17 protein-coding genes are annotated in these 25,077 nt (G+C 52.5%); 2 read left to right on the forward strand and 15 right to left on the reverse strand.

All coding sequences use genetic code 11. The features are described from left to right. The first annotated feature begins 11 nt into the window (after positions 1-11). Positions 12-2,105 (forward strand): CotH kinase family protein, encoded by a 2,094-nt coding sequence (locus tag L1F29_RS22930; protein ID WP_258384360.1) that lies wholly within the window; start codon positions 12-14, stop codon positions 2,103-2,105. Between the two features lie 89 nt (positions 2,106-2,194). On the opposite strand, the gene araA is transcribed toward L1F29_RS22930, so the two are convergent. Then, positions 2,195-3,694 carry an L-arabinose isomerase gene (gene araA, locus L1F29_RS22935; protein ID WP_258384361.1) on the reverse strand — a complete coding sequence of 500 codons (1,500 nt, stop codon included), beginning with the start codon at positions 3,692-3,694 and terminating at the stop codon, positions 2,195-2,197. Positions 3,695-3,791: 97 nt separating this feature from the next. Continuing rightward, positions 3,792-4,667, reverse strand: coding sequence for a class II fructose-bisphosphate aldolase (locus tag L1F29_RS22940; RefSeq protein ID WP_258384362.1), 876 nt, complete (start codon positions 4,665-4,667; stop codon positions 3,792-3,794). A gap of 165 nt (positions 4,668-4,832) precedes the next feature. Here L1F29_RS22940 and L1F29_RS22945 point away from each other — a divergent pair, with 165 nt between their 5' ends. Then, the gene (locus tag L1F29_RS22945) at positions 4,833-6,329 is read left to right on the forward strand and encodes an FGGY-family carbohydrate kinase (protein ID WP_258384363.1); all 1,497 of its coding nucleotides are present in this window, start codon (positions 4,833-4,835) and stop codon (positions 6,327-6,329) included. A 165-nt stretch (positions 6,330-6,494) separates the two neighbouring features. Here L1F29_RS22945 and L1F29_RS22950 read toward each other — a convergent pair whose 3' ends face one another. The 13 genes from L1F29_RS22950 to L1F29_RS23010 all read right to left on the reverse strand — a co-directional run bounded on the left by L1F29_RS22950 (position 6,495) and on the right by L1F29_RS23010 (position 25,065). After that, positions 6,495-8,399 carry a hypothetical protein gene (locus L1F29_RS22950; protein ID WP_258384364.1) on the reverse strand — a complete coding sequence of 635 codons (1,905 nt, stop codon included), beginning with the start codon at positions 8,397-8,399 and terminating at the stop codon, positions 6,495-6,497. Between the two features lie 345 nt (positions 8,400-8,744). Beyond that, positions 8,745-9,695, reverse strand: a complete 951-nt coding sequence (locus L1F29_RS22955) for a phytanoyl-CoA dioxygenase family protein (protein ID WP_258384365.1) — start codon at positions 9,693-9,695, stop codon at positions 8,745-8,747. Positions 9,696-9,780: 85 nt separating this feature from the next. Beyond that, entirely contained in the window at positions 9,781-12,471 is a 2,691-nt protein-coding gene (gene ppdK, locus L1F29_RS22960; protein WP_258384366.1) for a pyruvate, phosphate dikinase, read from the reverse strand. A 2-nt stretch (positions 12,472-12,473) separates the two neighbouring features. Then, entirely contained in the window at positions 12,474-12,647 is a 174-nt protein-coding gene (locus L1F29_RS22965) for a GapA-binding peptide SR1P (RefSeq protein ID WP_258384367.1), read from the reverse strand. Between the two features lie 258 nt (positions 12,648-12,905). Beyond that, positions 12,906-13,580 (reverse strand): ABC transporter ATP-binding protein, encoded by a 675-nt coding sequence (locus L1F29_RS22970; protein WP_258384368.1) that lies wholly within the window; start codon positions 13,578-13,580, stop codon positions 12,906-12,908. After that, entirely contained in the window at positions 13,577-15,229 is a 1,653-nt protein-coding gene (locus tag L1F29_RS22975; protein ID WP_258384369.1) for an ABC transporter permease, read from the reverse strand. The genes L1F29_RS22970 and L1F29_RS22975 overlap by 4 nt, the downstream gene beginning before the upstream one ends. 2 nt (positions 15,230-15,231) lie before the next feature. Then, positions 15,232-16,356, reverse strand: a complete 1,125-nt coding sequence (locus L1F29_RS22980; protein WP_258384370.1) for a Fe(3+) ABC transporter substrate-binding protein — start codon at positions 16,354-16,356, stop codon at positions 15,232-15,234. 191 nt (positions 16,357-16,547) lie between these two features. Then, complete coding sequence (locus L1F29_RS22985) at positions 16,548-17,978, reverse strand: HAMP domain-containing sensor histidine kinase (RefSeq protein ID WP_258384371.1); 1,431 nt, start codon at positions 17,976-17,978, stop codon at positions 16,548-16,550. Continuing rightward, complete coding sequence (locus L1F29_RS22990; protein WP_258389780.1) at positions 17,975-18,655, reverse strand: response regulator transcription factor; 681 nt, start codon at positions 18,653-18,655, stop codon at positions 17,975-17,977. The genes L1F29_RS22985 and L1F29_RS22990 overlap by 4 nt, the downstream gene beginning before the upstream one ends. 148 nt (positions 18,656-18,803) lie before the next feature. Beyond that, positions 18,804-20,273 (reverse strand): arylsulfatase, encoded by a 1,470-nt coding sequence (locus tag L1F29_RS22995; RefSeq protein WP_258384372.1) that lies wholly within the window; start codon positions 20,271-20,273, stop codon positions 18,804-18,806. A 41-nt stretch (positions 20,274-20,314) separates the two neighbouring features. Beyond that, the gene (locus tag L1F29_RS23000; protein WP_258384373.1) at positions 20,315-21,823 is read right to left on the reverse strand and encodes a sulfatase family protein; all 1,509 of its coding nucleotides are present in this window, start codon (positions 21,821-21,823) and stop codon (positions 20,315-20,317) included. A gap of 648 nt (positions 21,824-22,471) precedes the next feature. Beyond that, positions 22,472-24,109, reverse strand: coding sequence for a type 2 periplasmic-binding domain-containing protein (locus L1F29_RS23005; protein ID WP_258384374.1), 1,638 nt, complete (start codon positions 24,107-24,109; stop codon positions 22,472-22,474). 71 nt (positions 24,110-24,180) lie between these two features. Further along, entirely contained in the window at positions 24,181-25,065 is an 885-nt protein-coding gene (locus tag L1F29_RS23010; protein ID WP_258384375.1) for a carbohydrate ABC transporter permease, read from the reverse strand. Between the last annotated feature and the right edge of the window lie 12 nt (positions 25,066-25,077).

The raw sequence follows: 25,077 nt of genomic DNA on the forward strand, positions 1-25,077 counted from the left end.
GCGGTGGCGACATGAAACGTAAACCCTATTCCAAATCGATTATCGCATGCATCTGCGCGGCTGTCCTCTTAATCGGGATAACCGGCCGGATGGTGGCGGAGGAAGAGAGCAAGCCGGGCCAGGCTGCCGCTTCGGCGGACGAGAACGCCGCCCTCATTGCGGAGAACGTATTCCCCAAGAATAAAGTAATCGACGTGAAAATCACCTTGGATCCCGGCGATTTTCAGGATATGATCGATAATGCTTCCCAGGAAGTGATGAAGCCGGCAAGCGTCGAATACAACGGAATCCAATTGGATAATGTCGGCATTCGGACGAAAGGCAATCTGAGCCTGCGCAGCGTAGTCGGCATGAGCGATTCCGACCGGTACAGCTTCAAGCTGTCGTTCGACGAATATTTGGACAAGCAAACGCTGTACGGCATCAGCAAAATCAACTTGAACAACAATTACAGCGACGCGAGTTATATGCGGGAATTCCTCACCTATGAGCTCGCCTCGGAGATGGGTCTGACTACGCCGGGCTTCTCTTATGTGAATGTCTATGTGAACGGAAAGCTGTGGGGGTTCTATCTCGCCGTGGAACAGATCGGGGATGCCTACCTCGAAGCGAATTTCGGCAATTCGACCGGCGAGCTGTATAAAGCCCAGATGATGGGCACTGGGGGCGATTTGAAGTGGATCGATGACAATAGCGCTTCGTACACCTCCCTTGTCCGGAAATCGAAGTCTTCCGAGAGCAGCCGGCTGATCGCGATGCTCGACGAGCTGAACAACGGCGGCGATTACGAGAAGGTACTGAATGTTTCGGAGGCCCTTCGTTATATTGCCCTCAATGTCGTAACGGTTAATACGGACAGCTACCTGGGACAGACTAAGCAAAATTACTATTTATACGAGGATGATGGAATCTTCAACATTCTCCCTTGGGATTACAATATGGCCTTCGGAGGTTTAGGCAGATCCACTCTCCTGATTGACGAGCCTACGCAAGGAGCCCTTGCCGACCGTCCGTTAATCGACAAGCTGCTGAAGGTGGATGAATACAAAGAGGAGTACCATCGCATCATTCGTGAAGCGCTGGAAGGCTATCTCGCTAACGATACGTTCTCCGCGCGCGTACAGCAGCTTTCGGATCTGATCAGCTCCTATGTCGAGGATGATCCATCCTCGTTCTACACCTTCGAAGAGTATAAGGCCGGCGTAGAGTCCTTGGTAAAGCTGAACGCGAGCAATGTGTCGACCTATACCCAGCAGCTGGACGGAACGATAGCGATCGCCGGAGATGGAAGCGGAAGCGGCGGCGATATGGAAGGCTTTATGGGCAACCGCGGCGGCGGCAGAGGCCAAAACGGAAACGCAAACGGCAATGCACCCGGTAATGCCCGCCAGAATGGCAATACGCCGAATGACGGGAATGCTCCGGCGGAGCAGAACGGCCGCTCGGGAGATGACAATACTTCGGCAGAACAGAACGACAAATCGGCAGGCGGTAATGCTTCGACGGAGCAGAACGGCAATTCGGCTGACGGGAATGCTTCGGCGGAGCAGAACGGCAAATCGGCTGACGGGAATGAATCTACGGAACAGAACGGGATCACGCTGTCCCAACAGACCGGCAAGGCGAGCGGTTCGGCTGAGCTGGCATATATAACGACGACGATCCAGAATGGATCGGTCAACCTTGCAGCAGTAGAAACCGACGGCACCCGGCCGCTCGACCAAGAATCTCAATTATCGCCTAATGCCCCGGACGGCCAAAATCCTACTGGACCCGACATGCAAGGCGGTGCAGGGGGGCAGGCTCCAGGGCTTAATGGTCAAGCTCCCGACGGACAAGGCGACATGGGCGTACCGAACGGTCAAAATGGGTTCGGCGGCGGCATGGTTCCCCCTGACGGGATGGTTCCCCCTGACGGGATGGGCGGAGGGCCCGGAGGTATGGGGGGGCCGGGAGGCTTCGGCGGAGATCCGTTCGGCATGAACCGCCAAGCAGCCGGCGTCACCGAAGACAATAAGCAGGAAGCGGCTATTGTTGCCGGATCATTAGTTGTGCTGGCCCTTGCCTGTTTGTTCGTGAACTTTTTTAGAAGAAAGCGGCTCTAGCGGTCAGCGGCTGGTTCATAGAAGAAGCGCTCCAATCCAACGCGGACTGGAGCGCTTCTGTTTATTGCATGACAATTCCGGAACTTCACTTAATTGCTTGCATTCAGCCGGTAGTGCAAATCGTTCCAACGCAGCTCATTCTCGATTCCGCGAACCGTCGTTTCGTTATTAATAATAACGCATTCAATTCCCGCCATCTTCGCCCAATCCGCCATCTGCTCGCTCGTAACATGATGGGAATAGACAAAGTGATGCGCGCCGCCGGCCGTAATCCACGCTTCCGCAGCGCTCTCCAGCGACGGCTCCGGTTTCCACAGAACCCGCGCAACCGGCAATTTCGGCATCTGCTGCCGGTTCTGAACGCCCTGCACTTCGTTTACGATGAGGCGGAAACGGTTGCCCAGATCCACGACCGTCGCATTGATGGCTTTGCCTTCGATGCCGTCGAAGATCAGCCGTGCCGGGTCTTCCTTGCCGCCGATCGACAACGGATGCACCTCGAGCCGCGGCTTGCCCGCCGTTAATGTCGGGCAGATTTCCAGCATATGCGCCCCGAGCACCATGGCATTGCCCTGCTCCATATGATACGTATAATCTTCCATGAACGAAGTTCCTTTATTGCCGGCCATTACCTTCATCATGCGAAGGAGCGCCGCGGTCTTCCAGTCGCCTTCCGCTCCGAAGCCGTATCCGGCTGCCATCAGCCGCTGTGCCGCAAGCCCCGGAAGCTGCTTCAACCCGTTCAATGCTTGAAAGCTCGTCACGAATGCGCTGTATCCGCCTTCCTGCAAGAACGCCTTCAGGGCGATTTCGATCTTCGCCTGCTCTCGGATCGCATCCCTTATACGTCCTTCCTTGAGCCCCTCTGGCGTAATTTCATAGAGCTCCTCGTATTCATCCATAAGCTCCCGAACCTGTCCATCTGCAACCTCCTGCACCCGCTCTGCCAAATCTCCGATCGAATAACCGTTTACGGACCATCCGAACCGGATTTGCCCTTCTACCTTATCGCCTTCCGTTACGGCAACATAGCGCATATTGTCGCCGAAACGGGCAATTTTCATCGTTTGGCCTTCGGCGCAGCCTGCGGCCGTCTTCATCCAGGCGCTGATTCTTTCGCGGGTCTTCCCGTCCTTCCAGTGGCCTGCGATGATTTTGCGGGCGATGCCGAGGCGCGCCCCAATGAAGCCGAATTCCCGGTCGCCATGCGCCGCCTGATTCAGATTCATGAAATCCATATCGATGCTGTCCCATGGAATTTCAACATTGAATTGGGTGTGCAAATGAAGAAGCGGCTTCTGGAGCTGCTTCAGTCCCGCGATCCACATCTTGGCCGGCGAGAACGTGTGCATCCACGCAATGATGCCCGCGCATTCCGGGTCGGCGTTAGCCGCTTGACAAACGCTGTGAATGGCTTCCGGCGAGGACACAACCGATTTCCAGACGATCGGGTACGAAACGGCTTCATCCTGGTCTAAGCCGTCTGCGATCTCCTTCGCGTTCCGTCCAACCTGCTCCAGCGCTTCTTCTCCATACAGACCTTGACTTCCGGCTACGAACCAGAACACATACGGTTTCGTTTGAAGCATGTATGAGACCTCCTAAAAGTTTTGTGGAGTATAACTTACAGTGAATCTTCGCAACAAAACTTGCTTCGTAAACATCCGCTAAGTTTTGCGGGCCCGGTCACGCTTTGCCGCTGCTCCGGAATGTATGCATAATCGCTTGCGCATCTTCCTGCAAATCGCCGATAGCGTTCATCATGAATTCATGATAGAACAGCTTCGTATCGCTCTGAAGCATGCGCTCCTTCGCCTTCTCCATTACTTTCAACGCCATACCCGTATAGTAGTTAATTTTGGCCACGCCTTGATCGATCGATTGGTGAAAATCATCGTCGGACAGACCTGATCCTCCGTGCATAACGATGGGGACGCCGGCCTTTCGGCTAATTTGGTTCAAACGCATCAGGTCCAGCACCGGCTTTTTCAAGTAAACGCCATGTACGGTACCGAACGCCGCAGCCAAAGCATCGATCCCTGTCCGCTCGACGAATTCCTTCGCTTGGTCGGGATCCGTGTACAGCGACGTATCGTCCGCGATGGAATCATCGTCCTCCCCCTCCGCTCCCCCGCTCTTCGGCCGGGTTACGTAGCCCAGCTCGCCTTCAACGGAGACGTCTAAGGCCTTCGCGATCTTTACGACTTCCGACGTTCTGCGGACATTCTCCTCATATTCATATTCCGAACCGTCGAACATAATGGCATTGAAGCCCAGATGCATCGCCTTCATAACGGCCGGGAAGCTCTTGCCGTGGTCAAGCAGAATGCTGACAGGCACCTTCGCGCGATTCATCGCATCCACCATGACCGGAGCAATCACCTCAAGCGGCGTATACTTGAAATGAATTTCCGCATGACAGAGGATTACCGGCGACTTTTCCTCTTCTGCAGCTTGTATGATGCCTCGGATCATATCCAAATTGATGGCATTGAAGCAAGGAACGGCATATCCCCGCCTGGAAGCGTCCTGCAGCAGCTCCCTCATGGAAATCTTCGACACGTCGATCGATCACCCGCTCTTTCCAAAAGCTCCTTATTTCACCATAACGCACCCTTATTTTAGTTTAATTTATTGTCATATTCAACAATAATTTTATTTAATTGTTACTTTAAAACAGGTATACTAAAACCGATCATTACACTTCCGTGCATAGGGGGCATACAGATGCCGTTAATCGGACTGGATGTTGGAACGACGGGCTGCAAATCGACCTTATTCGATCAGGACGGCCGCATGCTGTCTTCGGCTTACCGGGAATATCCACTCGAAAACCCGCAGCCGGGCTATTATGAATTAAATCCAATTCGCGTATGGAATGAGGTTCAAAGCGTCATCGAAGAGACGATGGCCGACTATCCGGGCATTCAGGTTCAAGCTCTCTGCATATCCTCGCTTGGTGAAACCTTCGTCCCTGTCGATCGGAGCGGGAATGCGCTTAGCAGCGGCGTCCTATATACCGATCCAAGAGGAAAGGATCAGGCTGCGAGGCTGGAGCAGCTTTTCGGCAAACAGCGGATTATGGAGCTTGCAGGGGTCCCGCTGCATCCGATGTTCTCGTTGCCCAAGATGATGTGGATCAAAGAAAACCAGCCTGAAGTGTATGCACGCACCTGGAAATTCATGCTATTTGGCGATTACATTGCATATCTGCTGACCGGTATTTCAACCTGCAATCATTCCCTCGCTTCCAGAACGATGGCTTTCAATGTATCCAGACTGGAGTGGGAGTCATCGCTTATCGATGGCGCAGGAATCGATCGTTCGCAGTTTCCCGACCTCATTCGTCCCGGAGAGGTCATCGGTCAGGTCCGGATGGAAGCCGCGCAGCGGCTTGGTCTTCATAAGAATACGCTGGTTGTCGCGGGCGGACATGATCAGGCGTGCGCTGCGCTGGGTGCAGGTATTATGCGGGATCATCAAGCCATCGACGGAATCGGTACCGTGGAATGCATTACACCGGCTTATTCCTCGCCTGTATTGAACGATAGGATGCTTGCCTACCAGTTCAACTGCGCCCCCCATGTTATAGAAGGGATGTATTTGACGTATGCATTCAATTTTACCGGCGGATCTCTCTTGAAATGGTATCGGGACCATTGGGGACAGGCCGCGGAGATTGAATCTCGAAAATCAAATATGAACGTCTATGACTATTTGTCATCAACCGCACCTGCAGCCCCGACGGATCTGCTTGTGATCCCGCACTTTGCCGGCTCAGGCACGCCATTTATGAATCCGGAAGATCGGGGCATGATTTACGGGCTGACGCTCGATACCGACGCCGGGCAGCTATACCGTTCACTGCTGGAGGGTGTGACATACGAGATGCGGAATAACCTGGAATGTCTATCTGCGGCCGGTATTCCAATCGATATGCTGCGTGCGGTCGGCGGAGGCTCCAAATCCGATCTCTGGCTGCAGATTAAAGCGGATATCATGAACCGACCTATCGAACGATTGAACATGAACGAAGCCGGCACGGTCGGCGCAATTATGCTTGCAGGCAAAGCGGCCGGCGTTTACCGCTCCTTCGAAGAAGCCGCTGACGTTCTCGTCAAGCCGGACAGAACCTTCTACCCGGACCAGACGAATGTGGACATTTATTGCGAGCGGTATGAGAAATATAAGAAGCTGCTCACATCGCTGGCTGCATTGCGGTGATTATATGTTGTCGGATCAGGATAAATGGTTCTCTGAAGAAAAGAACCTCACCGTTAACAATTGCGGCGAGGTTCTTGCAGCATCGATCAATTCGCGTACTCACTTCAGTATCCGAGAATCGGTATTCATAGCAATCGACATGGTAGATAACGTTTGTTCAGGCTCCTACAACGTCTTCTGCGTGCGAAAAAATCGGACGGATAGCGGCTCCATCCAGATGCTGCGTACCGCTTCATCCGTAAAAAGATCGAACAATTGCAAATCGGTATGAAGCTTTACCTCCGTTCCATCCAGATTGCCGCTAATAATCCCGAGCAGTCCTTCGCCATCTTCGCCTTCGTAATAAATCGGTCCAACATTCGGACAATCCTCGATCCAAATCGGGAGAGACTCGCGCATAAGCCACTGCGCTACCTTGGCGACCATATACGCCCGGCATCGGTGAAGAAACTGAAAGGACGTAATCGGAACGGTGAACAACGCAACCCGGCCGCCAAGCTCATTCTCGAACAACACAACGCCCGGGGCCAATTCGTTCAGATGATCGTCCATTAGCATGGATATGGCTCTTGCATCAGGAGCGATATGAACATGAAGAGGAAGCTTCCCTTGTTTTTTGCTTTCTGACCAATTCGTCGTTTGCAAATTACCCGCGAATGGTCCGGTAAACTCATTCATTCCGAATTGCTCCACACTGAAACCGTCCACAAACCCGCTTGGCTTACAGCCCAAATACGGGCCGAATCCGCGGTTGTGCAAGTTTTCGAAGGCGAGTCCGTCGAGCATCAGTCCGCCGGCTAGCAGCTTCATTATTTCGGCTTCGTCATAGCATTGAACGGCATCGCCGAAGATGAGATTCCCCTTCCCTTGTTGAAACTGTACGGGAATGCCAAACTGCGGCAAATAGTTATCCGGATCCCGGTTTGGCATCACGTCTTCCAGCAATCCGCGCCGGCTCACTTGATGCAGGGCGGTATCCTTCCTCCACGGGAGGCCGAATCCGACCATCCTCTTCCCTTTTCTTGCCGCTTGGATCGTCTCCAGACGTTCCTTCTCTTCGATTAGAAGACGAAGAAAATCCGGTTCCTGCCCATAAGGGGTGGCCAAGTAATCATACAGATTAAGGGTAAAGCCTTCGGCCCCCGCCAACGCATGAAGCTCAAGCTGCAGCTTCGTGATGCGGATGCTCTTGGTGAACCGCGAATGCGGATAGTTCTCCACTTCACTCACGATCTGAATGTCTTCACCTACCGTGCTCATGCTCAAGGCCATAACCTGGTGAATGGTGAACAAATCGCCATGGATCGAATCGCTATAGCTGCAGCCTGCAGGGCGTGAGAGCGGTCTTCGGCTTCCGGCAAATTCCCGCAGCAGCACATCCATATCCCGCCCCTGCAAGGAATGCGCCGGTTCCCCGGAATTCATCAAACCGAGGCGTGTCAGAGGATTTACTTGCTCCACGGCCGCACGCATTCGTCTTGCCGCCGCGAGCTGCCCTTCGAAATTGATCTGCATCCATGCTTCCTTGATCCGAATATGCTCCGGGGTTGTGCCGCTAACGGCATGCATCAAGCTCTCTGCGGTCAATTCAGCCCCGCATCTCTCCGCGGTCCGGCGCACATGGATCGGACAGAAGCAGCCATACTGCACACCATGGTTCAAGCTTCTGAAGTCGTCGTCTATGAACAATTTATCCGGCCCGGCTGCGGCATACATGGCGCATACATCCGCTGCATAGGCCTGCCAATCCTCATCCAATAAACAATATGTAGCATGCCGTTCACGCAAATCTTCACCAACGAATTTCTGATAAGGCAGTATATACTTCGCATCTACGTCACCATCCGAATGGCCAGCCAGCATAATGATATTAATACTGAACACGATATTCGCCTCGCGGAGCGATTCCGCCATATGCCGGTAAATCGCAGCCATCGTGCGATGTCGATTCATTAGAAACGGAACCGGTATAATATGCGATGACAGCTCCTTGAGAATGACTTCTTCGATGTCCGCTTCCTCGCACAGCTTGATGATCTCTTGAAGCTGCCTCTCCCAGGTTTGCTCCAATATTACGGCTCTTAACATATAACTCATATGAACGATCATCTGCCCTTCTTCAATGGATCATGCATTCATTGCAGTACGCATACCTCGGGCTAAATATCGAATCGATTGGCTCCGTTCCCAAGAACACCTATTTTCATCTTCACCTCCTGAATGAGTTCGTCTTGCCGAGCGGTCATATGCTCCAAGATTCGGTATCATTAGACGCATATCCTGCCTAAGCGATGGAGATATTCAGATTATTCAGTATTTTCATAATGGACGGATAAAGGAAACGCAGATGATATGGCTTTGGCCCATAAGAAAAGGACGATCCCGCAAGCGAGACCGTCCTTATTTCCCCGTATCTTAACAGATCTTTTCCTTCTGCCATCGTACATTCTCGTCCCAGTCGGAGAGCACAAGCGGAAGCTCTGTCCAGTAATACTGCAGCTTCTCATTGACCCAGCCCTCATATACTTCCTCCCAGGGCAGCGCCGCTTCGCCGCCATGGGCTTGGAGCGAGCCGCGGTCGATCGGCAGATGGACCGGCTGATAGCGGAAATCGCAGGATAGCCGGATCTGGTTGCCCTGCCGGTTCGGAAGGGCCTTGTGCACGGTATGGCTGTGAAAAATAACAACGTCCCCCAGCTCATAATCGCCTTCCGCCCATTCCAGATCCATGTTGCACAATACCGACTCCAGCCCGCCTGCGCCGCCATGATTCGTTACGCCCAGCACGCCGGATTTATAGCTTCCCTCCAGCATCGCCAATCCACCCAGCTCGCGAGGGCAGTCGCCCAGCGGAAACCAGGCGGTCCAGGTCGCGGGCGTCCCTTGGATATGGATAAAATCCTGATGGGAAGGGGTAGCCTTTAGCTCCCGGTGAGGCATTACAATTCGGGCAATATTCCGCGGATGAGGCAGAACCTCGCTGCCGAACAATATGCGGAAGGCCTGAAGCAGCGCGGGCTGGTGAGCCAGCTGATGGAATGCTTCGATCCGTTGGACCTGTTTATATAATTCCCAAGGCACTCCGTAGCCCCGGAAGGATTCCAGTGGGAGTTTGTTTACCGCCTCATAGTCGCCTATGCCCTCTTCAATCGCATGCCGGCTGTCCAATAAGCCCCATTGCCGCATAACGTCGAGCATTCGGTAACGCACCTGCCGTAATTCATCCTTGTCGAGCAGTCCCTTGAAGAACAGATAACCGTCCTTCTCCGCTCTTTCCCTCAAAACTTCCGGCTGCGCCAGCAAAGGCACCGCATCCTTGAATGTCCGGGTCGCAGCTTTCTTGTCGTTATCCGGTATCGCACTCATCGCTTAAGCCTCCTCTTCTTCTTACCTCCCATCATAGTAAAAAGAAGAGGGGTTGGCTTTAGCTTTTTCCTTGAAATGTTGCACTCTACAGGACGGCTGCCGGCGTACGCTCTTCCGCAGCCTTAACCTCCAGCTGTGCCTGGGCGGCAGCGATTCTGGCAAGCGGTACACGGAATGGGGAGCAGCTGACATAGTTCAAGCCCGTGCGCTGACAGAACAGGATGGAAGCCTTGTCTCCGCCATGCTCGCCGCAAATCCCTGTCTTCAGAGACGGCTTTACCGTTCTTCCTCCTGCAACTGCCATCTCAATCAACTGTCCGACGCCGTCGGTGTCCAGCACCTGGAACGGATTCTGCGGGAGAAGCTTCTGATCGAGGTAGCGGGTCAGGAATTTGCCTTCCGCATCGTCCCTGCTGTATCCGAAGGTCATCTGCGTCAAATCGTTCGTACCGAAGGAGAAGAAGTCCGCATACTGTACAATTTGTTTGGCCGTAAGCGCAGCCCGCGGCACTTCAATCATCGTACCCACTTTATACGCAAGGACCTTGCTCTTCTCCGCGCCCAGAATCCGCTTTGCAATCTCTTCAATCCGCCCGCGAATCAATTGCAATTCGGCGGCATGACCTACCAGAGGAACCATCAGCTCGGGACGAACGTCGATGCCTTCGGCCATGCACGTATCGGCCGCCAGGAAAATCGCTTCGATTTGCATATCATAAATTTCAGGGTATACGATACCCAGTCTGCAGCCACGCTGACCCAGCATCGGATTCGTCTCGTGAAGCAGCCGAACCTTGCGGATCAGAACCTGCAGTTCTTTCTTCTTCGCAGGCGTCTCCGGATCCTCGCCGTTCAACTGGCTGAGCTGGCGCAGGAGCTCTTCGATGTTCGGCAGAAATTCATGCAGCGGCGGATCCAATAGACGGATCGTCACCGGGAGTCCGTCCATGTTCCGGAAGATCCCCTCGAAGTCGGCTTGCTGCATTGGCAGCAGCTGTGTCAGAGCGCGGTTGCGTTCGCCGATATTGTCGGCCAATATCATCTGCTGCACGACTGGAAGTCTCTCCGGCGCGAAGAACATATGCTCCGTCCGGCAGAGGCCGATGCCTTCCGCTCCGAAGCGTCTGGCGGTTTCCGCATCCTTCGGATTATCCGCATTGGTGTAGACCTGAAGCGTCCGGATTTCATCCGCCCACTCCAGCATTTGCGTCAATTCCGGCGTCATCTCGGCTTCGCGCAGCGGAATACTTCCTTCTATAACACGGCCAGTGGTGCCATCCAGCGTAACCCAGTCGCCTTCCTTGAGCACATGGCCGGCGATCTGCATCGCTTTCTCCTTCTCCATAAATTGAATGCCTTCGCAGCCGCAGATACACGGCGTTCCCATGCCGCGCGCAACGACGGCGGCATGGCTCGTCATCCCGCCTCTGCTTGTCAGGACGCCCTCCGAAGCGATCATGCCGTGAATATCTTCCGGTGTCGTTTCCTGCCGGGCCAGTATGACCCGTTTGCCCATCCGGTTCCATTCCACGGCCGTATCGGCATCGAAGACGACCTGGCCGGTCGCGGCACCCGGAGAAGCCGGCAGACCGGTTGCGAGCACCTGTGTAATTTTACTCTCGTCCATACCTCTGTGCAGAAGCTGATCCAGATGAGAAACTTCGATACGGCGCAGCGAATCCTCTTTGCTGATGCTTCCTTCCGAGACGAGATCGACGGCGATTTTCATTGCGGCTTGCGCATTGCGCTTGCCGCTGCGGGTTTGAAGAAGGTACAGCTTGCCGTTCTCCACCGTAAATTCGATATCCTGCATATCTTTATAATGGCGTTCAAGCTGCTTGGCAACGGAATACAAATGATTATATACAGCCGGCATTTCGTTCTCCAGCGCGGCGATCGGCATCGGCGTTCTTACCCCGGCGACCACATCCTCGCCCTGCGCATTAACGAGATATTCGCCGAACAGAACGTTCTCGCCGTTAGACGGATTCCGCGAGAAAATAACGCCAGTACCGCTATCATCTCCCATATTGCCGAATACCATGCTTTGGATGTTGACTGCCGTTCCTTGATGATCGGGAATTTGATGCACTTTACGGTAGATCTGGGCTCTCGGGTTGTGCCAGGAGCGGAATACAGCTTCTACGGCCAAGTAGAGCTGTTCATTGACATCCTGCGGAAACACCCGTCCGGTCTTCTGAAGGATGCAGGCTTTATAGGAAGCAATAAGACGCTGCCAGCCTTCGACGGTTATGGCTTGATCCAGCTCCGTCCCTTCCTGCTGCTTCAATTCATGCAGGAGACGTTCAAAGTGAAAGCCTTCTATATTGAGCACGACATTGCCGTACATCTGGATAAAGCGTCTGTAGCAGTCATAGGCAAATCGGGCATTATGCGTATGGTTGGCCAAGCCTTCGACCGTTGCATCATTCAATCCGAGATTCAAGACCGTATCCATCATGCCGGGCATGGAGGTTACCGAACCGGATCGCACCGAAACGAGCAGCGGATTGCACGAATCGCCGAAGACCTGCCCTTTCTCAAGCTCGAGCCGCTTTAAAGCTGCGGCGATTTGTCCGCGAAGCTCCTCGGTGGTCTGTCCGCCCTGCTCATAAAAATCCCGGCAGGCCTCGGTCGTTACCGTAAAGCCGGGCGGAACCGGAAGTCCGAGCCGGACCATCTCCGCCAGATTAGCCCCCTTGCCACCTAATAGATGAAGCATCTGAGCATGGCCTTCCTGAAAAGCAAATACTTGTTTATGCGGCACTCCTGACATCCTCAATGTCCTCCTTTAGCAAGCTGTTGGCAGGGTTCGCTCTGACATACCCCATAAAATTTCTTGACACCGTTAGTAGGAATCGTACCGATCAGACAGCCGCAATATTTGCACAGTATCGCACCCAACTCCAGCTTCCGTTCCTTCCCGCTAATCACCATTTTATTGATATTCATCCCCTGTTTCCCTCCCCAACAACTTTAGTACAACATAAATATATCAAAAACTTATTTAATGCACAATATATTTATTTATGATGCACTAAATATTTTTCAATCGCTAAGTTCACTCTTGATTATGCACCAATATGATACTCATATTCGGATAGTAAAATGAAAATGACGACCCAATAGGCCGTCATTTGTACATCATTATGAACCGCGAACAAATAAAAAAACTCCAAATCTGCCGCGCACAGATTTGGAGTCCGGCTATCAAGAGGATTTTCGTTCCAGAGAAGTCTCATCATTCGCTTGCATATAGACTATGCGGTCGCAGATCGCATCCGCGTCTTCTTTGTCATGTGTCACAAGTATCGAGGTCATATTCGCGGCGCTTAGTATGTGCCGTAATTCGGACCGGATCTCGCCTCTCAAATTCGCATCCAGATTGCTGAACGGTTCATCCATGAGCAGTAGAGCAGGCTCGGGCGCAAGCGCCCTTGCGAAGGCGACACGCTGCTGCTGCCCGCCGCTTAGCTCATGCGGGTAACGTTTGCCATAGTCCTGAAGCTTGACCAGCTCCAGCATCTCGTCCAAACGCGCTGCGCGGTCCTTCTTGGACAAACGGTGCAGGCCAAAGACTATATTCTGAGCAACGGTTAGATGAGGGAACAATCCATAATCCTGAAATACCATGCCTATCCCTCGCGATTCAGGGTTAACGAACTTCTTCGCGTCCACCATCGTCGTACCGTTGATGACGATTTTGCCCGAGGCCGGCTCTTCGAGCCCGGATATGAGCCGCAGCAGGGTGCTCTTTCCACAGCCGCTCTGTCCAAGCACGCCTACCGATTCCCCTTTATCCATCCGCAGCGAAAAATGGCGCAGCACCTTTCGGCTTCCTTTGTCATATTGAAAAGAAACGTCGGTCATTTCAAAAAAGGTCATTTTGAGTTCTTCTCTCCTAACCAATGGTAGAAAAAGACGGAAATCATGCCTACCGCGATAATAAATAACGAAGGAACGGACGCTTGATGAATTTGTTCGTCGCTTGCATACTGATAAGCTTTAGTTGCCAATGTATCGAAATTAAAAGGACGCAGCAGCAGGGTGAGCGGCAGCTCCTTCACAATTTCCATGAATGTCAGAATACAGCCGGTTAGCAGCGCGCCCTTGATCAAAGGCAGATCGACCTTGAAGAAGGTTCGCGTCATCCCGAATCCAAGCAGGCGGGAAGCTTCCGTATACCGGTTTCCCGTTTTCTCGAATCCCGCTTCCACCGCGTTATACCCGACCGCCAGAAAACGGATGACGTAAGCGAATATGAGCATTGCAATCGACATGCTGAGTACCAGCTTGCCCTTGCCTAACCCCAGCCAAGCATAGAAGCCGCTGAGCTGTTCATCGAAGGAAATGAATACGGCCAGCACGCCAATCGACAGAACCGCGCCGGGAACCGAATAGCCCATTGAGATCAGCTTGGAGAGAACAAGCGTAAACAGTGAGCGCCCGGTCCGAACGACATTGGCTGAGATAATGGCAAACAGCATAAGAATAGCGATAGCAATCGCAGACACGGACAGCGTATTCATGAGCATTTCCGCGAACTTGGCATTCAGGACGTCCTTATAGGTCCACTTGGCCCATACGATTAGCTGCACCACCGGTATGAGAAAGGACAGCGATACGATAACAGCGCCGAAGCCAAAAGCGGCCCAAGCGGGCAGGCCGCGCAATCTTCTTCTCGATAACGGGCTCGACCTGTTCGTTGAAGCATTATATTTTTTCCGTTTGCGAAGCAGCCGCTCGATCAGGAACACGCCGATGATGACGCTCATGAGCCAGGCCGCCAACCGGATAGCCGATTCGACGTCGTACATGCCGAACCAGGTGGTGAAGATCGCGGTCGTGAACGACTGAATGCCAAAATGCTTGGTCACGCCGAAGTCGTTCAACACCTCGAAAGCGACAAGACTTACGCCTCCTATAATCGCCGGCTGTGCCAGAGGAATCACGATCCGGAAGAAAATATGGAACGGATTTTTTCCGAGCAGTCTCGCATTCTCGATAAATGAAGCGCTCTGCTTCTCGAAGAATGATCGCGTAATCAAATAGACATAAGGGAACAAAAACATCGTAAAAATAAAAATAGCGCCCTTCATCGACATGATGTCAAAATACTTCTGATCCGGAGTCCAGCCCAGCACATTGCGCATAAAAACTTGAACGCTCCCGGTGTAGCTGAGCATAGAGCCGTACGTATATGCGGCTATATATGGAGGAATGGCCAGCGGCAGCACAAACGCCCAGGAGAAAAATCTCCTGAGCGGGAATTCGTATGCTGCAACGAGCCAGGCCAGCGTTACGCCGATCAAGACGGTTAACGTTCCCGTCCCCAGCACCAGCCATAACGACTGAAGCGCATAGTCCTTCAGCATGTATTGCTGAATATGCTGCCAATTCTCATTGGGCTTCTGGAACAGGCCCACGAGAATATATAGAGACGGAAGAAGGGCCACGAAGGCCCCAATTACGCTTATGATCACCCAAGCATTGCTTCTCCGTTGTATTCTCCGCAGCCATGAAACAACATTCATTTTTATTTCCAGCCTACTTTATTAAGGATTTCGGTCGCCTTCTTGTTGTGCTCTCCCAGCTTCGCATAATCGATTTGTTGGGATTTGAATTCGCCCCACGATTTCAGCAGCTCCGGTTTGTCCGCCGCTTGGTTGACCGGGAATTCGTAGCTTCCTTGCGTAAGGATCGTTTGTCCTTCCTTGCCTGTCATGAACTCGATCAGCTTGATGGCATTCTCTTTATTCTTGGCATGCTTGGTCAGTCCAATGCCGCTAATATTCAGATGCGTGCCGGTCGTGTCCTGGTTAGGGAAGAATACGCCGATGTTCTCGGCTACCTTCACTTCTTCCGCATCCTTGGAATTCAACATTTGACCGACGTAGTAAGTATTCATGATCGCGACATCGCCGACTTTGGCAGCGATAGCCTTGGCTTGGTCGCGGTCTCCGCCTTCAGGATCGCGCGCAAAGTTGTTGACGATGCCCTTAGCCCACTCTTCAGCCTTCTGCTCCCCGTTCAGTTCGACAAAGGAGGCCAGGAGCGACTGATTATATAAGCTTGAAGAAGAGCGTGCCAGCACCTTTCCTTTCCACTTATCGGTCGCGAGATCCTCGTAAGTGGACAGCTGCTCCGGCTTCACGCGATCCTTCGCATAGACGATAACGCGTGCGCGGGTTGCAACGCCAACCCAGTTGTTATCCTTGTCGCGCCATTGCTCGGGAACGTTCTGTTCCACAGTCGCGGATTCGATCGGCTGAAGAACGTCATTCTGCTTCGCGTAATTCAACACGCCGCCATCAACGGTAACGAACAAGTCCGCTTCGGAGCTTTCGCCCTCGCGCTTCAAACGCTCTACAAGCTCCTCTGCCGTTCCCTTGACCTCATTGACCTTAATGCCTGTCTGCTTCGTAAATTCTTCATAGATAAGACTGTCTACATCATAATGCCGTGCAGTAAAGACGTTGACGACTTTGTCTTTGCCTGACCCTTCCGTAGTATCTTCGGGTTTCTTCTCATCATTCGCCGTATTCGGTGCCGTATTTCCTTTTACCGCTGTGCCGTTGTTCTCGGCATTAGAGCCGCAGCCGGTCATAAATACGAGTGTCATCATGACCATAAGCATGATGCCGACAGTATACTTTTTCATTTCCCTTCCTACCCCGCAATCGTTTTAATAATAATCCATTAGCAGCTGTACTTCTTTGCAATTAATACTCATTCTCATTTGAAGCTTTGAAGCAACGTCGATTCAATTGATAATGAATATCATTACCAAGCGCATCGACTATTGCCTATTGTAACGGACTAAAATGAGAAAATGATGTGAAAACAAAAAAATTATTCATTTTTTTGCACATCATACTGCTTTATCAGACAAACCGAAACGGTCGTGCCCACATTCACCTTGCTGTATAGCGTGATTGTTCCCTTGTAACGTTCCGTCAGACGTTTGGCAATCGCCAATCCGAGGCCGTGCCCGCCCTGTTCGCCGCTTCTCGCTTTGTCCACACGGTAGAACCGGTCCAAGACGAATGGCTGATCCCCTTCAGGGATCCCCATGCCGCAGTCGGTTATTGCTAGACATACCATGTCTTTGTCCATTGCACCGCGTACCGTGATCATTGCGCTTTCCGGCGAATATTTAACCGCATTATCCAGCAGGATAAGAAGGATTTGCTCCAAATGCTGCGCGGTAATTGTGAGTGCGACATCCTTGATCGCTTCCAGATCAACTTCAATGCGAGCCTCCGGATGAAGAACTTCAACGTTTCTGACCATCGTTCGGATAATCTGTTCCGGATTGGTGACCACCGCTTTCTCATCGATGCCGCCTTGCTCAGCCCGCGTCAGCATAAGCAGCTCCTCCACGAGTCCCTTCAAACGGGACGTCTCTAGAATCGAGGCTTCCAGCGATTCCTCCAATATAGCCGGGTCCGTCTTGCCCCAGCGCTGCAGCATCGATAGATGCCCTTCTACGATGGCGACCGGTGTTCTCAATTCATGAGATGCATCCTCAACGAACTGTCTCTGCTGCTTAAACGACTGTTCCACTTGATCCATCATTTCGTTAAACATCTTCATGAGCGTGGAGATCTCATCCTGATTGTCGCCGATCCTCACCCGTTCGTGCAGTCCTTTTTGTTTCACATTCCGCATCGTTTCCGCCATCGACTGCAGCGGCCTGAGCAGCTGCCGCGCAAGCAGCATGCCGCCTAATCCGCTTAAGATGACGGCTCCTATGCCGCATAGGATCATGACATAGAGAATATCCTTCGTTAATTCATGGAAGACCTGCGTGCTCTTCACGATCTCGATCGTCCCGTTGAATTGAAATATCGTCAAGGGACTCCTCATGATAAGCAGCCGGTGGTCCTTGAACGTCCCTTCTTCAAGCGAAGGCCGCGTGACCGCCTTCGGTTCGACCCACTCCACAGGCAGATCATTGGATACGACGATAATCGGCGTGCCGTTCTCATCCAGAACCCGTAGAAATTGATCCTGGCGATTCACCTTTTCCAGAAAACTGCGTATTTCGGCCTTATCGCTCTCTCCGAAGGAAGCTTCCTTCTCCAGAAAATAGTTTAAGATTTCCCGCATATCTTGTTCCGTACGAGTCTCTTCCCGCTTGAGCATCCATTGTTCGACGAATACATACTGCACCGCATTATAGGCTGCGAACAGAAGAAAGAGCAGCAAGGCCGAAGCGATCGTCAGTCTCCACTTGACCGGCATGCGAGAGAATGGGAACGCCATCGACGGTCTCTTCATTGCCGCATCACGTATCCGATCCCGCGCAGCGTTTGAATGCAGCTGACTTCGTTAGCGCTGTCGATCTTATTCCGCAAATATCGGACATATACATCCACGACATTCGTATCGACTGCCGCCTCGAATCCCCACACTTTATCCAAGAGGGCCTCGCGTGTTAATACCCGGTTCACATTCTCCATGAACGTGACGAGAAGCCCATACTCTCGCTTCGTCAAGTGGATCTGCTCCTCCCCTTTCCGGACTACTCTGGAATCCAGATTGACGCTCAGGTCTTGAAAAACGAGCAGTGGCGCAGTCGCTTCAACAACGGCATCCTCCTGCCTTCTAAAGATGACCCGAATGCGGGCTAACAATTCTTCGATCGCAAACGGCTTCGTCATATAATCATCGGCCCCATGGTCGAGACCGGATACCCGGTCTACGACGCTATCCTTGGCCGTCAGCATAATAATCGGCGTTTTTTTGACGGAACGTATTTGACGGCATACTTCGATGCCATTTAATTTCGGAAGCATCAGATCGAGGAGAATGACATCATAGTCCTCTCTCAGCGCAAGAGACAGCCCCTGTTCCCCGTCGGTTGCCACCTGAACGTCGTAGGACTCGTGCTTAAGCTCCAGCTCAATAAATCGCGCCATATTTTTTTCATCTTCAACGAGTAATATTTTTTTCATCATTGACCCGGAAAAACTCCATCCATTGAGAAGAATTATCAGAATTTACCGTATTCAGTTTAATACATTCGCAATAGACGTTCAACTATGCATGTATTTATTGATACCTATACAGAAAGGCTGCCGGAAAATCGGCAGCCCGTTTATGTCATTTTGCTCCACTCACCCTGACCTTATAATAGGGGGAGACGATCGCCGGTTTCCCGGCTTGGTTAACCAATTCAGCCTCGTCCGTCAGACCTGCATCCCGCTTCGCGAGTATGTCCACCAGCCTCCGTCTCCAGTGCTGCAGCCGGCGCTGCTCCTCCGGACGGTCCGCCAGATTCCGGCATTCTCCCGGATCCGTCTGCAGATCGAATAGCTGCTCGCTCCCCAGCCGCGGGAACCACATATACTTCATTTTGCCATCCGTCAGGAAGTGCATCTCCTGCTCATCCGAGTAACAGGCGCAATGCTCGCCATGTACATATTCCCGCCAATCAGCAATCTCCGCATCCAGCATCAGCCCTTTCATGCTCCTGCCGTCAACCGTCTCCGGTATGTCCAAGCCGGCTATGTCCAATATCGTCGGCATCACATCCTGAATCGTGACCGGCTCGGTCACTCTGCCCTTCGCTTTGCCATAGGAGCGCGGCAGCCTGACGATCATCGGAATATGAGCGGATCCTTCATAGCCGTAGGTTTTGCGCCATAGATTGTGATCTCCGAGCATATCGCCATGGTCGGACAGAAACACGATCATCGTGTTGTCGTACAGCCCTTCCCGCTCTAGGCATTGGATCAGCCGTCCGATCTGATGGTCAATATGATGAATAAGTCCGTAATAGCCCGCTCGGGCCCGACGGACCTCCTCCGGCTTGCGCACGCCCCGCCATGCGACGGGACTGACCGCATCCTCCGGTTTGTCATGAATATGCGCCCAATCGCCGACGAACGGATCCGGCATGCGCTTTCGATCATACAGATCGAAATAGACGGATGGCGCATCAAATGGAGAATGCGGCCTCGCGAAGGAGGTTTTCAGAAAGAACGGTTTTCTCGGATCTCTCCGTTTGATGAACGCAATCGATTCGTTCACCGTCCAATTGGTCGGATGCAAATACTCAGGCGCGTGATACGGCCTTGCCATCCATGAATTCCAATGAATGCCGTGATCGACGAACTCATAGGGGCCTGTCTTGTTCCGTTCGAACCATGCCTGATAATCCGAGACGAAATTACGGTCCTCCACCCGGCCGGATTCATCCAGCAGCGTATGATGAAACCCGTTCAACGACCGCTGCGGGTAAAAATGCATCTTGCCGATTCCTTGAGTATGGTAGCCCGCATCGGCCAGAACGCCGGGAAGCGTATGGGCGAACCCCGTTTCCATCGGTCCTTGTCCGGCGCCCATACCCAATATTCCGGTATGCCACGGATCCATCCCGCTCAGCAAGCTTGCCCGGGCGGGAATGCATGACGGAGACGGGGTGTACGCATGCTCGAACACGGTTCCTTCCGCCGCCAGCGCATCCAGGTTGACGGTCTCGATGATTTCGTTTCCATAACTGCCCATTGTGTCCCATCGCTGCTGATCGGTCATGATCATGACGATGTTAGGCTGCTGTTTCGACGCCATGCCTATTCCTCCTCTTTCTTCACGATTCCTCCATCGGGCGGCTATGCATGGTGCAGACGAGGCATCGGCATCGGCTCCTTGCCCATCTCCGCCCATAAGAAGTGAAGCAGCAGCCGCCCCTTCACGTCCTGGTGGCCGGGATCGTCCCACAGATTGCGTAACTCGCCCGGGTCCTCATACAGGTCGAATAGTTCGCCGTATGGGCGTTCATAGTAGACGGTCAGCTTGTAACGTTCGCTCACATAGGTTTTGACGTGCATCAAGGTCGGTTCGTTGCGATTCTCGCAGATGACATGGTCCCTTGCGGCAGATTGCTCCCCGAGCCATACCCGGCTTTGATCCACGCCTGTCATTGTCGGCGGAACCGGTATTCCCGAGAAACCAAGGAACGTCGGCGCCAGATCGACCAGCGATTGCAGCGACGAGTCGACCCGGCCGGCCGGAACGCTGCCCGGGTATCTTACAATGAACGGAAGCTTCAGCAGATCCTCGTAGTGGAAGGCGCCCTTGAACTGCAGTCCGTGCTGTCCGAAGAAATGCCCATGATCGGTTGTATAGACGACAATCGTATTATCGGCAATACCCAGCTCGTCAAGCTTATCCAGTATCCGCCCGACATACTTGTCCATGAAGCTGACCATCCCGTAATAGACGGCCATGTTCTTCCGCTGCTTCTCCTTCGGAATCAGATGCGTGTACAGCCCGTGTACACCCTTTCCCGTCTCCTGATAAGCCGAAAAATCAGGACGTTCAAGCTGCGTCATGCCGAAGTGAGGCGGATTGGCCTCATGCTCTCCGGGAGTCAATTCAGGCAAGGTTAGCCGCTCGGGATCGTACATCGTATCCCACGGCTCGGAAACGAGATAAGGCGGATGCGGATCAGGAAAGCTCGCCCATACGAAGAAAGGCTCCTCATCGTCGGTATAACGCTCCATTAAGGCGTTCGTCCGCGCCGCTATCCATGTATTGTAATGATACGCTTCGGGCAGCGACCAGCGGTGCTCCGCCGAATACGGTAGACTTCCCGTCGGCTCGGCGTAATGCGCCTTCCAATCGAACCCCTGCTCCTCCATCCATATGGCATAATGCTGTCCGACCAAATGCTCGTGCGCATGATTCCGCAGCATTTCGGCATGCTCGAAGCCGTAGAACGGTCCGGTAAAATCGCGCCAGTAATCCAAATCCTGCAGCAGCGGCATCATCTCCACGGACGGATGCTCGTCCGTCGAAGCCAGCGGTTGAAAATGCGCTTTGCCGACAAGCGCGGTCCGATAACCGCCCGCCTGCAGATCGTCCCCTACCGTCCTGACGTCCTCGGACAGCTTGGTCCCGAGCGCCCAGGCGCCGTGCTGGCTCGGATACATCCCCGTAATGATCGACGACCGGCTGGGCGTACAAGTCGGATTCGGACAATAAGCCCGCATGAATGCAGTGCCTTCGCGCACCAGACGGTCAAGATTGGGCGTCGAGATTTCATCGTTGAACGCGCCGATCGTGTTCCAATGCTGTTGATCGCTCGTAATCAATAGAATGTTCGGTTTCTTGGCCATTGTTTGCCTCCTTAAAGTTTTGTGGATGCACCGCTGACGAGGGAGCGGTCTAAAGCAAAACTCTCTTCGAAAGCATAAGCTTCGTTTTGTGGATGCACCGCTGACGAAGGTGCGGTCTTGAGCAAAACTCACTTCGAAAGCATAAGCTTAGTTTTGTGGATGCACCGCTGCCGAAGGTGCGGTTTTGAGCAAAACTCACTTCGAAAGCATAAGCTTAGTTTTGTGGATGCACCGCTGACGAAGTAGCATTTTAGTGCAAATCTCTCTTCGAAAGACGAGCTTCGTTTTGAGAAATCAATGCTTCTGAAGAAGAAGCCAAGAGTAACTATCATCGGAAGCATAGCTTAGTTTCATAGGGCATGTCTATATGATAATGAACCTATGCATGATACAACGAGCGGAGCAGGAAGAATGATTCTGAAGAAGCGTTAGCGGTCGCCTTTGTTCCCGGATTTCAACTTATACCTACACTGATTCAAAAAAATCCGGGAACAACGGCGATCGGAAGAACGTTCTGCCTGCGCAGCGGTTGTTTCCTGTGCTTTGGCTCATTTCAACTTAGGCCTGCCCTGCGGTTGTGTTCTATGCTTTAGTTAATAAGCTCGCCCCGATATCGGAAACCAATATCGGGGACGGTTGGAATGCAAGTTATTTCAACGATTGGTAACGGTCATAATTCGATTGGAGAATGTCCAGCATTTCTTTCATCCCCATATCGTCTAGCTTCTTGATGTAGCCGTCCCACTCCTTGTCCACCGAACCGTTCATGATCCAGTTCGGCTGCATCTGCAGCACGTAGCTCATCACGTCCGCTTTCAGAATGGCCATACGCTCCGTATCTTCCGCAGAGAAGAGCATGTTCGGATAGGTCGTATTTTGCATGAATGGCTCGTATACCTTCAGGTACTCCATGCGTTCCAGCTTCGCTTCGTTGCTCTCCAATTTATCGGCGGTAGCCATCAGAATCGCTGTCGCCGTCGTATTGCCCGGCGCTTCGCTATGTCTGAATTCGTCGAAATTCATGCCTTCTGGGGTTGGCAGGAATGAATACTTGCCATCCGGGTTTTCCTTCAATGTCGTGCCGATCGGTCCGTATGTCCATTGAAGCGCATTCTTTTCCTTGTACAGCTCATCGATCCACCGGAGCGACGCTTCCGGATGTTCGTTCACGGACGTAATCGCAAATCCGGCACGGGTAAAGTAATGCGGGTTGAACCCGTTCCACAGCTGCGTTCCGCTTGCTCCTTTCAGCGGCGGCAGCGGGACATATTGATCCATGTAACCGGGACCGACTACGTTGACCGCGCGGAATCCGCTGAATACCCCGTAGAGAGGAACGCCTTCGTTCTTCCCTTTGGCGAAATAAACGTTGCGGTCATGCGTGAACACTTCCTTGTCGATCAGCCCTTGTTTGAACAGCTTGCCCAGAAAGGCTGTTGCTTCTTTAAACTCCGCTTGCGCCGGATTGAATATTACCTTGTCGTCTTTGACCGATATATGAGCCGGCGAGTCAAGCAGGCCGAAGGCGCCATGGAAGGACGAGATTCCGTTCAACGCATTCTCATACAGGAAGCTAAACGGAATTTCATCCGCTTTGTTATTGCCGTTCGGATCTTTCTCCTTGAAGGCCTTCAATGTATGCTCGAACTCGTCCAACGTCGACGGAACCGGCAGTCCGAGTTTGTCGAGCCAAGCTTTATTAATAAACATGACATCGCCCAGCGCCTGCTCCGGACCTTCCTGAATTTGCGGAATCGAATAAATATGTCCATCCGGTGCCGTAATCATCTTCTTGATCTCCGGATTGGCTTCCAGAATCGACTGAATGTGAGGCGCGTAAGTCGGGATCAAATCCTCCAGCGGGATCAGCATCCCCTGCGGGCCGTATTTCATGAGATCGTCGTCGGTCAGACTTTCCGCGCCGAAGAAGACGTCCGGCAGTTCGCCGCCGGCAAACATCAGGTTTTTCTTCTCCGCATACCCTTCAACGGCAGCATCCCATTCAATATGCACATTGGTTGTCGCTTCGAAATCCTTGACGACCTTCATTTCTTCATGCGGCTTCTTCTGCTGGGCGGCCTTCGTCGTCATAAATTTCAACGTGATTGGGTCCGATGCAATCGGCAAACCGGTCATATTGACTCCCAATGCGTCCGCACCCTTCGCACCGTTCTTATCCGCCGCGCCGCCGGCGTTAGTATTTTTGTCGGACGAGCAGGCTGATAAGAGAAGCGAGAAAGCCAGCGTCGTGATGAGCCCGATTTTTGTCCATTGCTTCGTTTTCATAGGCCTATAGATCCCCTCTCGAATGATGTTTCGATGTTTCTATCTGTAAGGTTGAATGACCGCCCTTGTCCTTATCCTTTGATCGACCCGATCATGACCCCTTTGACAAAATACCTCTGCAGGAACGGGTACAGGACGAGCACCGGCAAGCAGGCGACGATAATAATCCCATACTTCATGACGTCGACGATCCGCAGCATCTCGGAATCGGATTGCGCGGCCGTTAACGCATTCTCTTGCGTTTCATTCACGATCAATATCTCCCGAAGGACGATTTGGAGCGGATAGAGCGCTTCCTCTCTTAAGTAAATCAATGCCTGAAAATATGAATTCCAGTGTCCCACGGCACTGAACAGCACCATAACCGCAATAATCGGCGTTGACAGAGGCAGTACGATTTTCCAGAAAAATACCGCATCCGAGCAGCCGTCCATTTCAGCCGCTTCGTGCAATTCATTCGGAATCGTCTGGGCGAAGAACGTTCGCGTAATAATGATATTCCACGCGCCGACTGCGGTCGGGATCACTTGTGACCAGATGGTATTATACATACCGAGCTCTTTGATCAACAGGTAAGACGGAATAAGGCCCCCGCCGAAAAACATCGTAAATACGATAAGAAACATAAACCAGTTCCTGCCGACGATATTCCGGGATAACGCGTAACCGGCCGTGAGCGTCAGCACAACGTTAATCGCGGTTCCAAGCGAGGTATAGAGCAAGGAGTTGCTGTAGCCTCTCCAGATCCGCTCATCCTGAAAGATGCGTTCGTAGCCTTCCAGCGTAAACCCTTTCGGCAGCAGCCATACTTGGCCGGCATTGACGCTGTTCGGATCGCTTACGGACGAGATGACGATCACGTATAAAGGATACAAGACGATCAGCATCAGCAGCGTCAGGAAACTGTAATTCAGAAAGTCGAACCATCGGTCCTTGGCGTGTGCTTTAATTGTCAATTCGTATTCAGC

Origin of the sequence: Paenibacillus spongiae, assembly GCF_024734895.1 — a bacterium.
Taxonomy (GTDB): domain Bacteria; phylum Bacillota; class Bacilli; order Paenibacillales; family Paenibacillaceae; genus Paenibacillus_Z; species Paenibacillus_Z spongiae.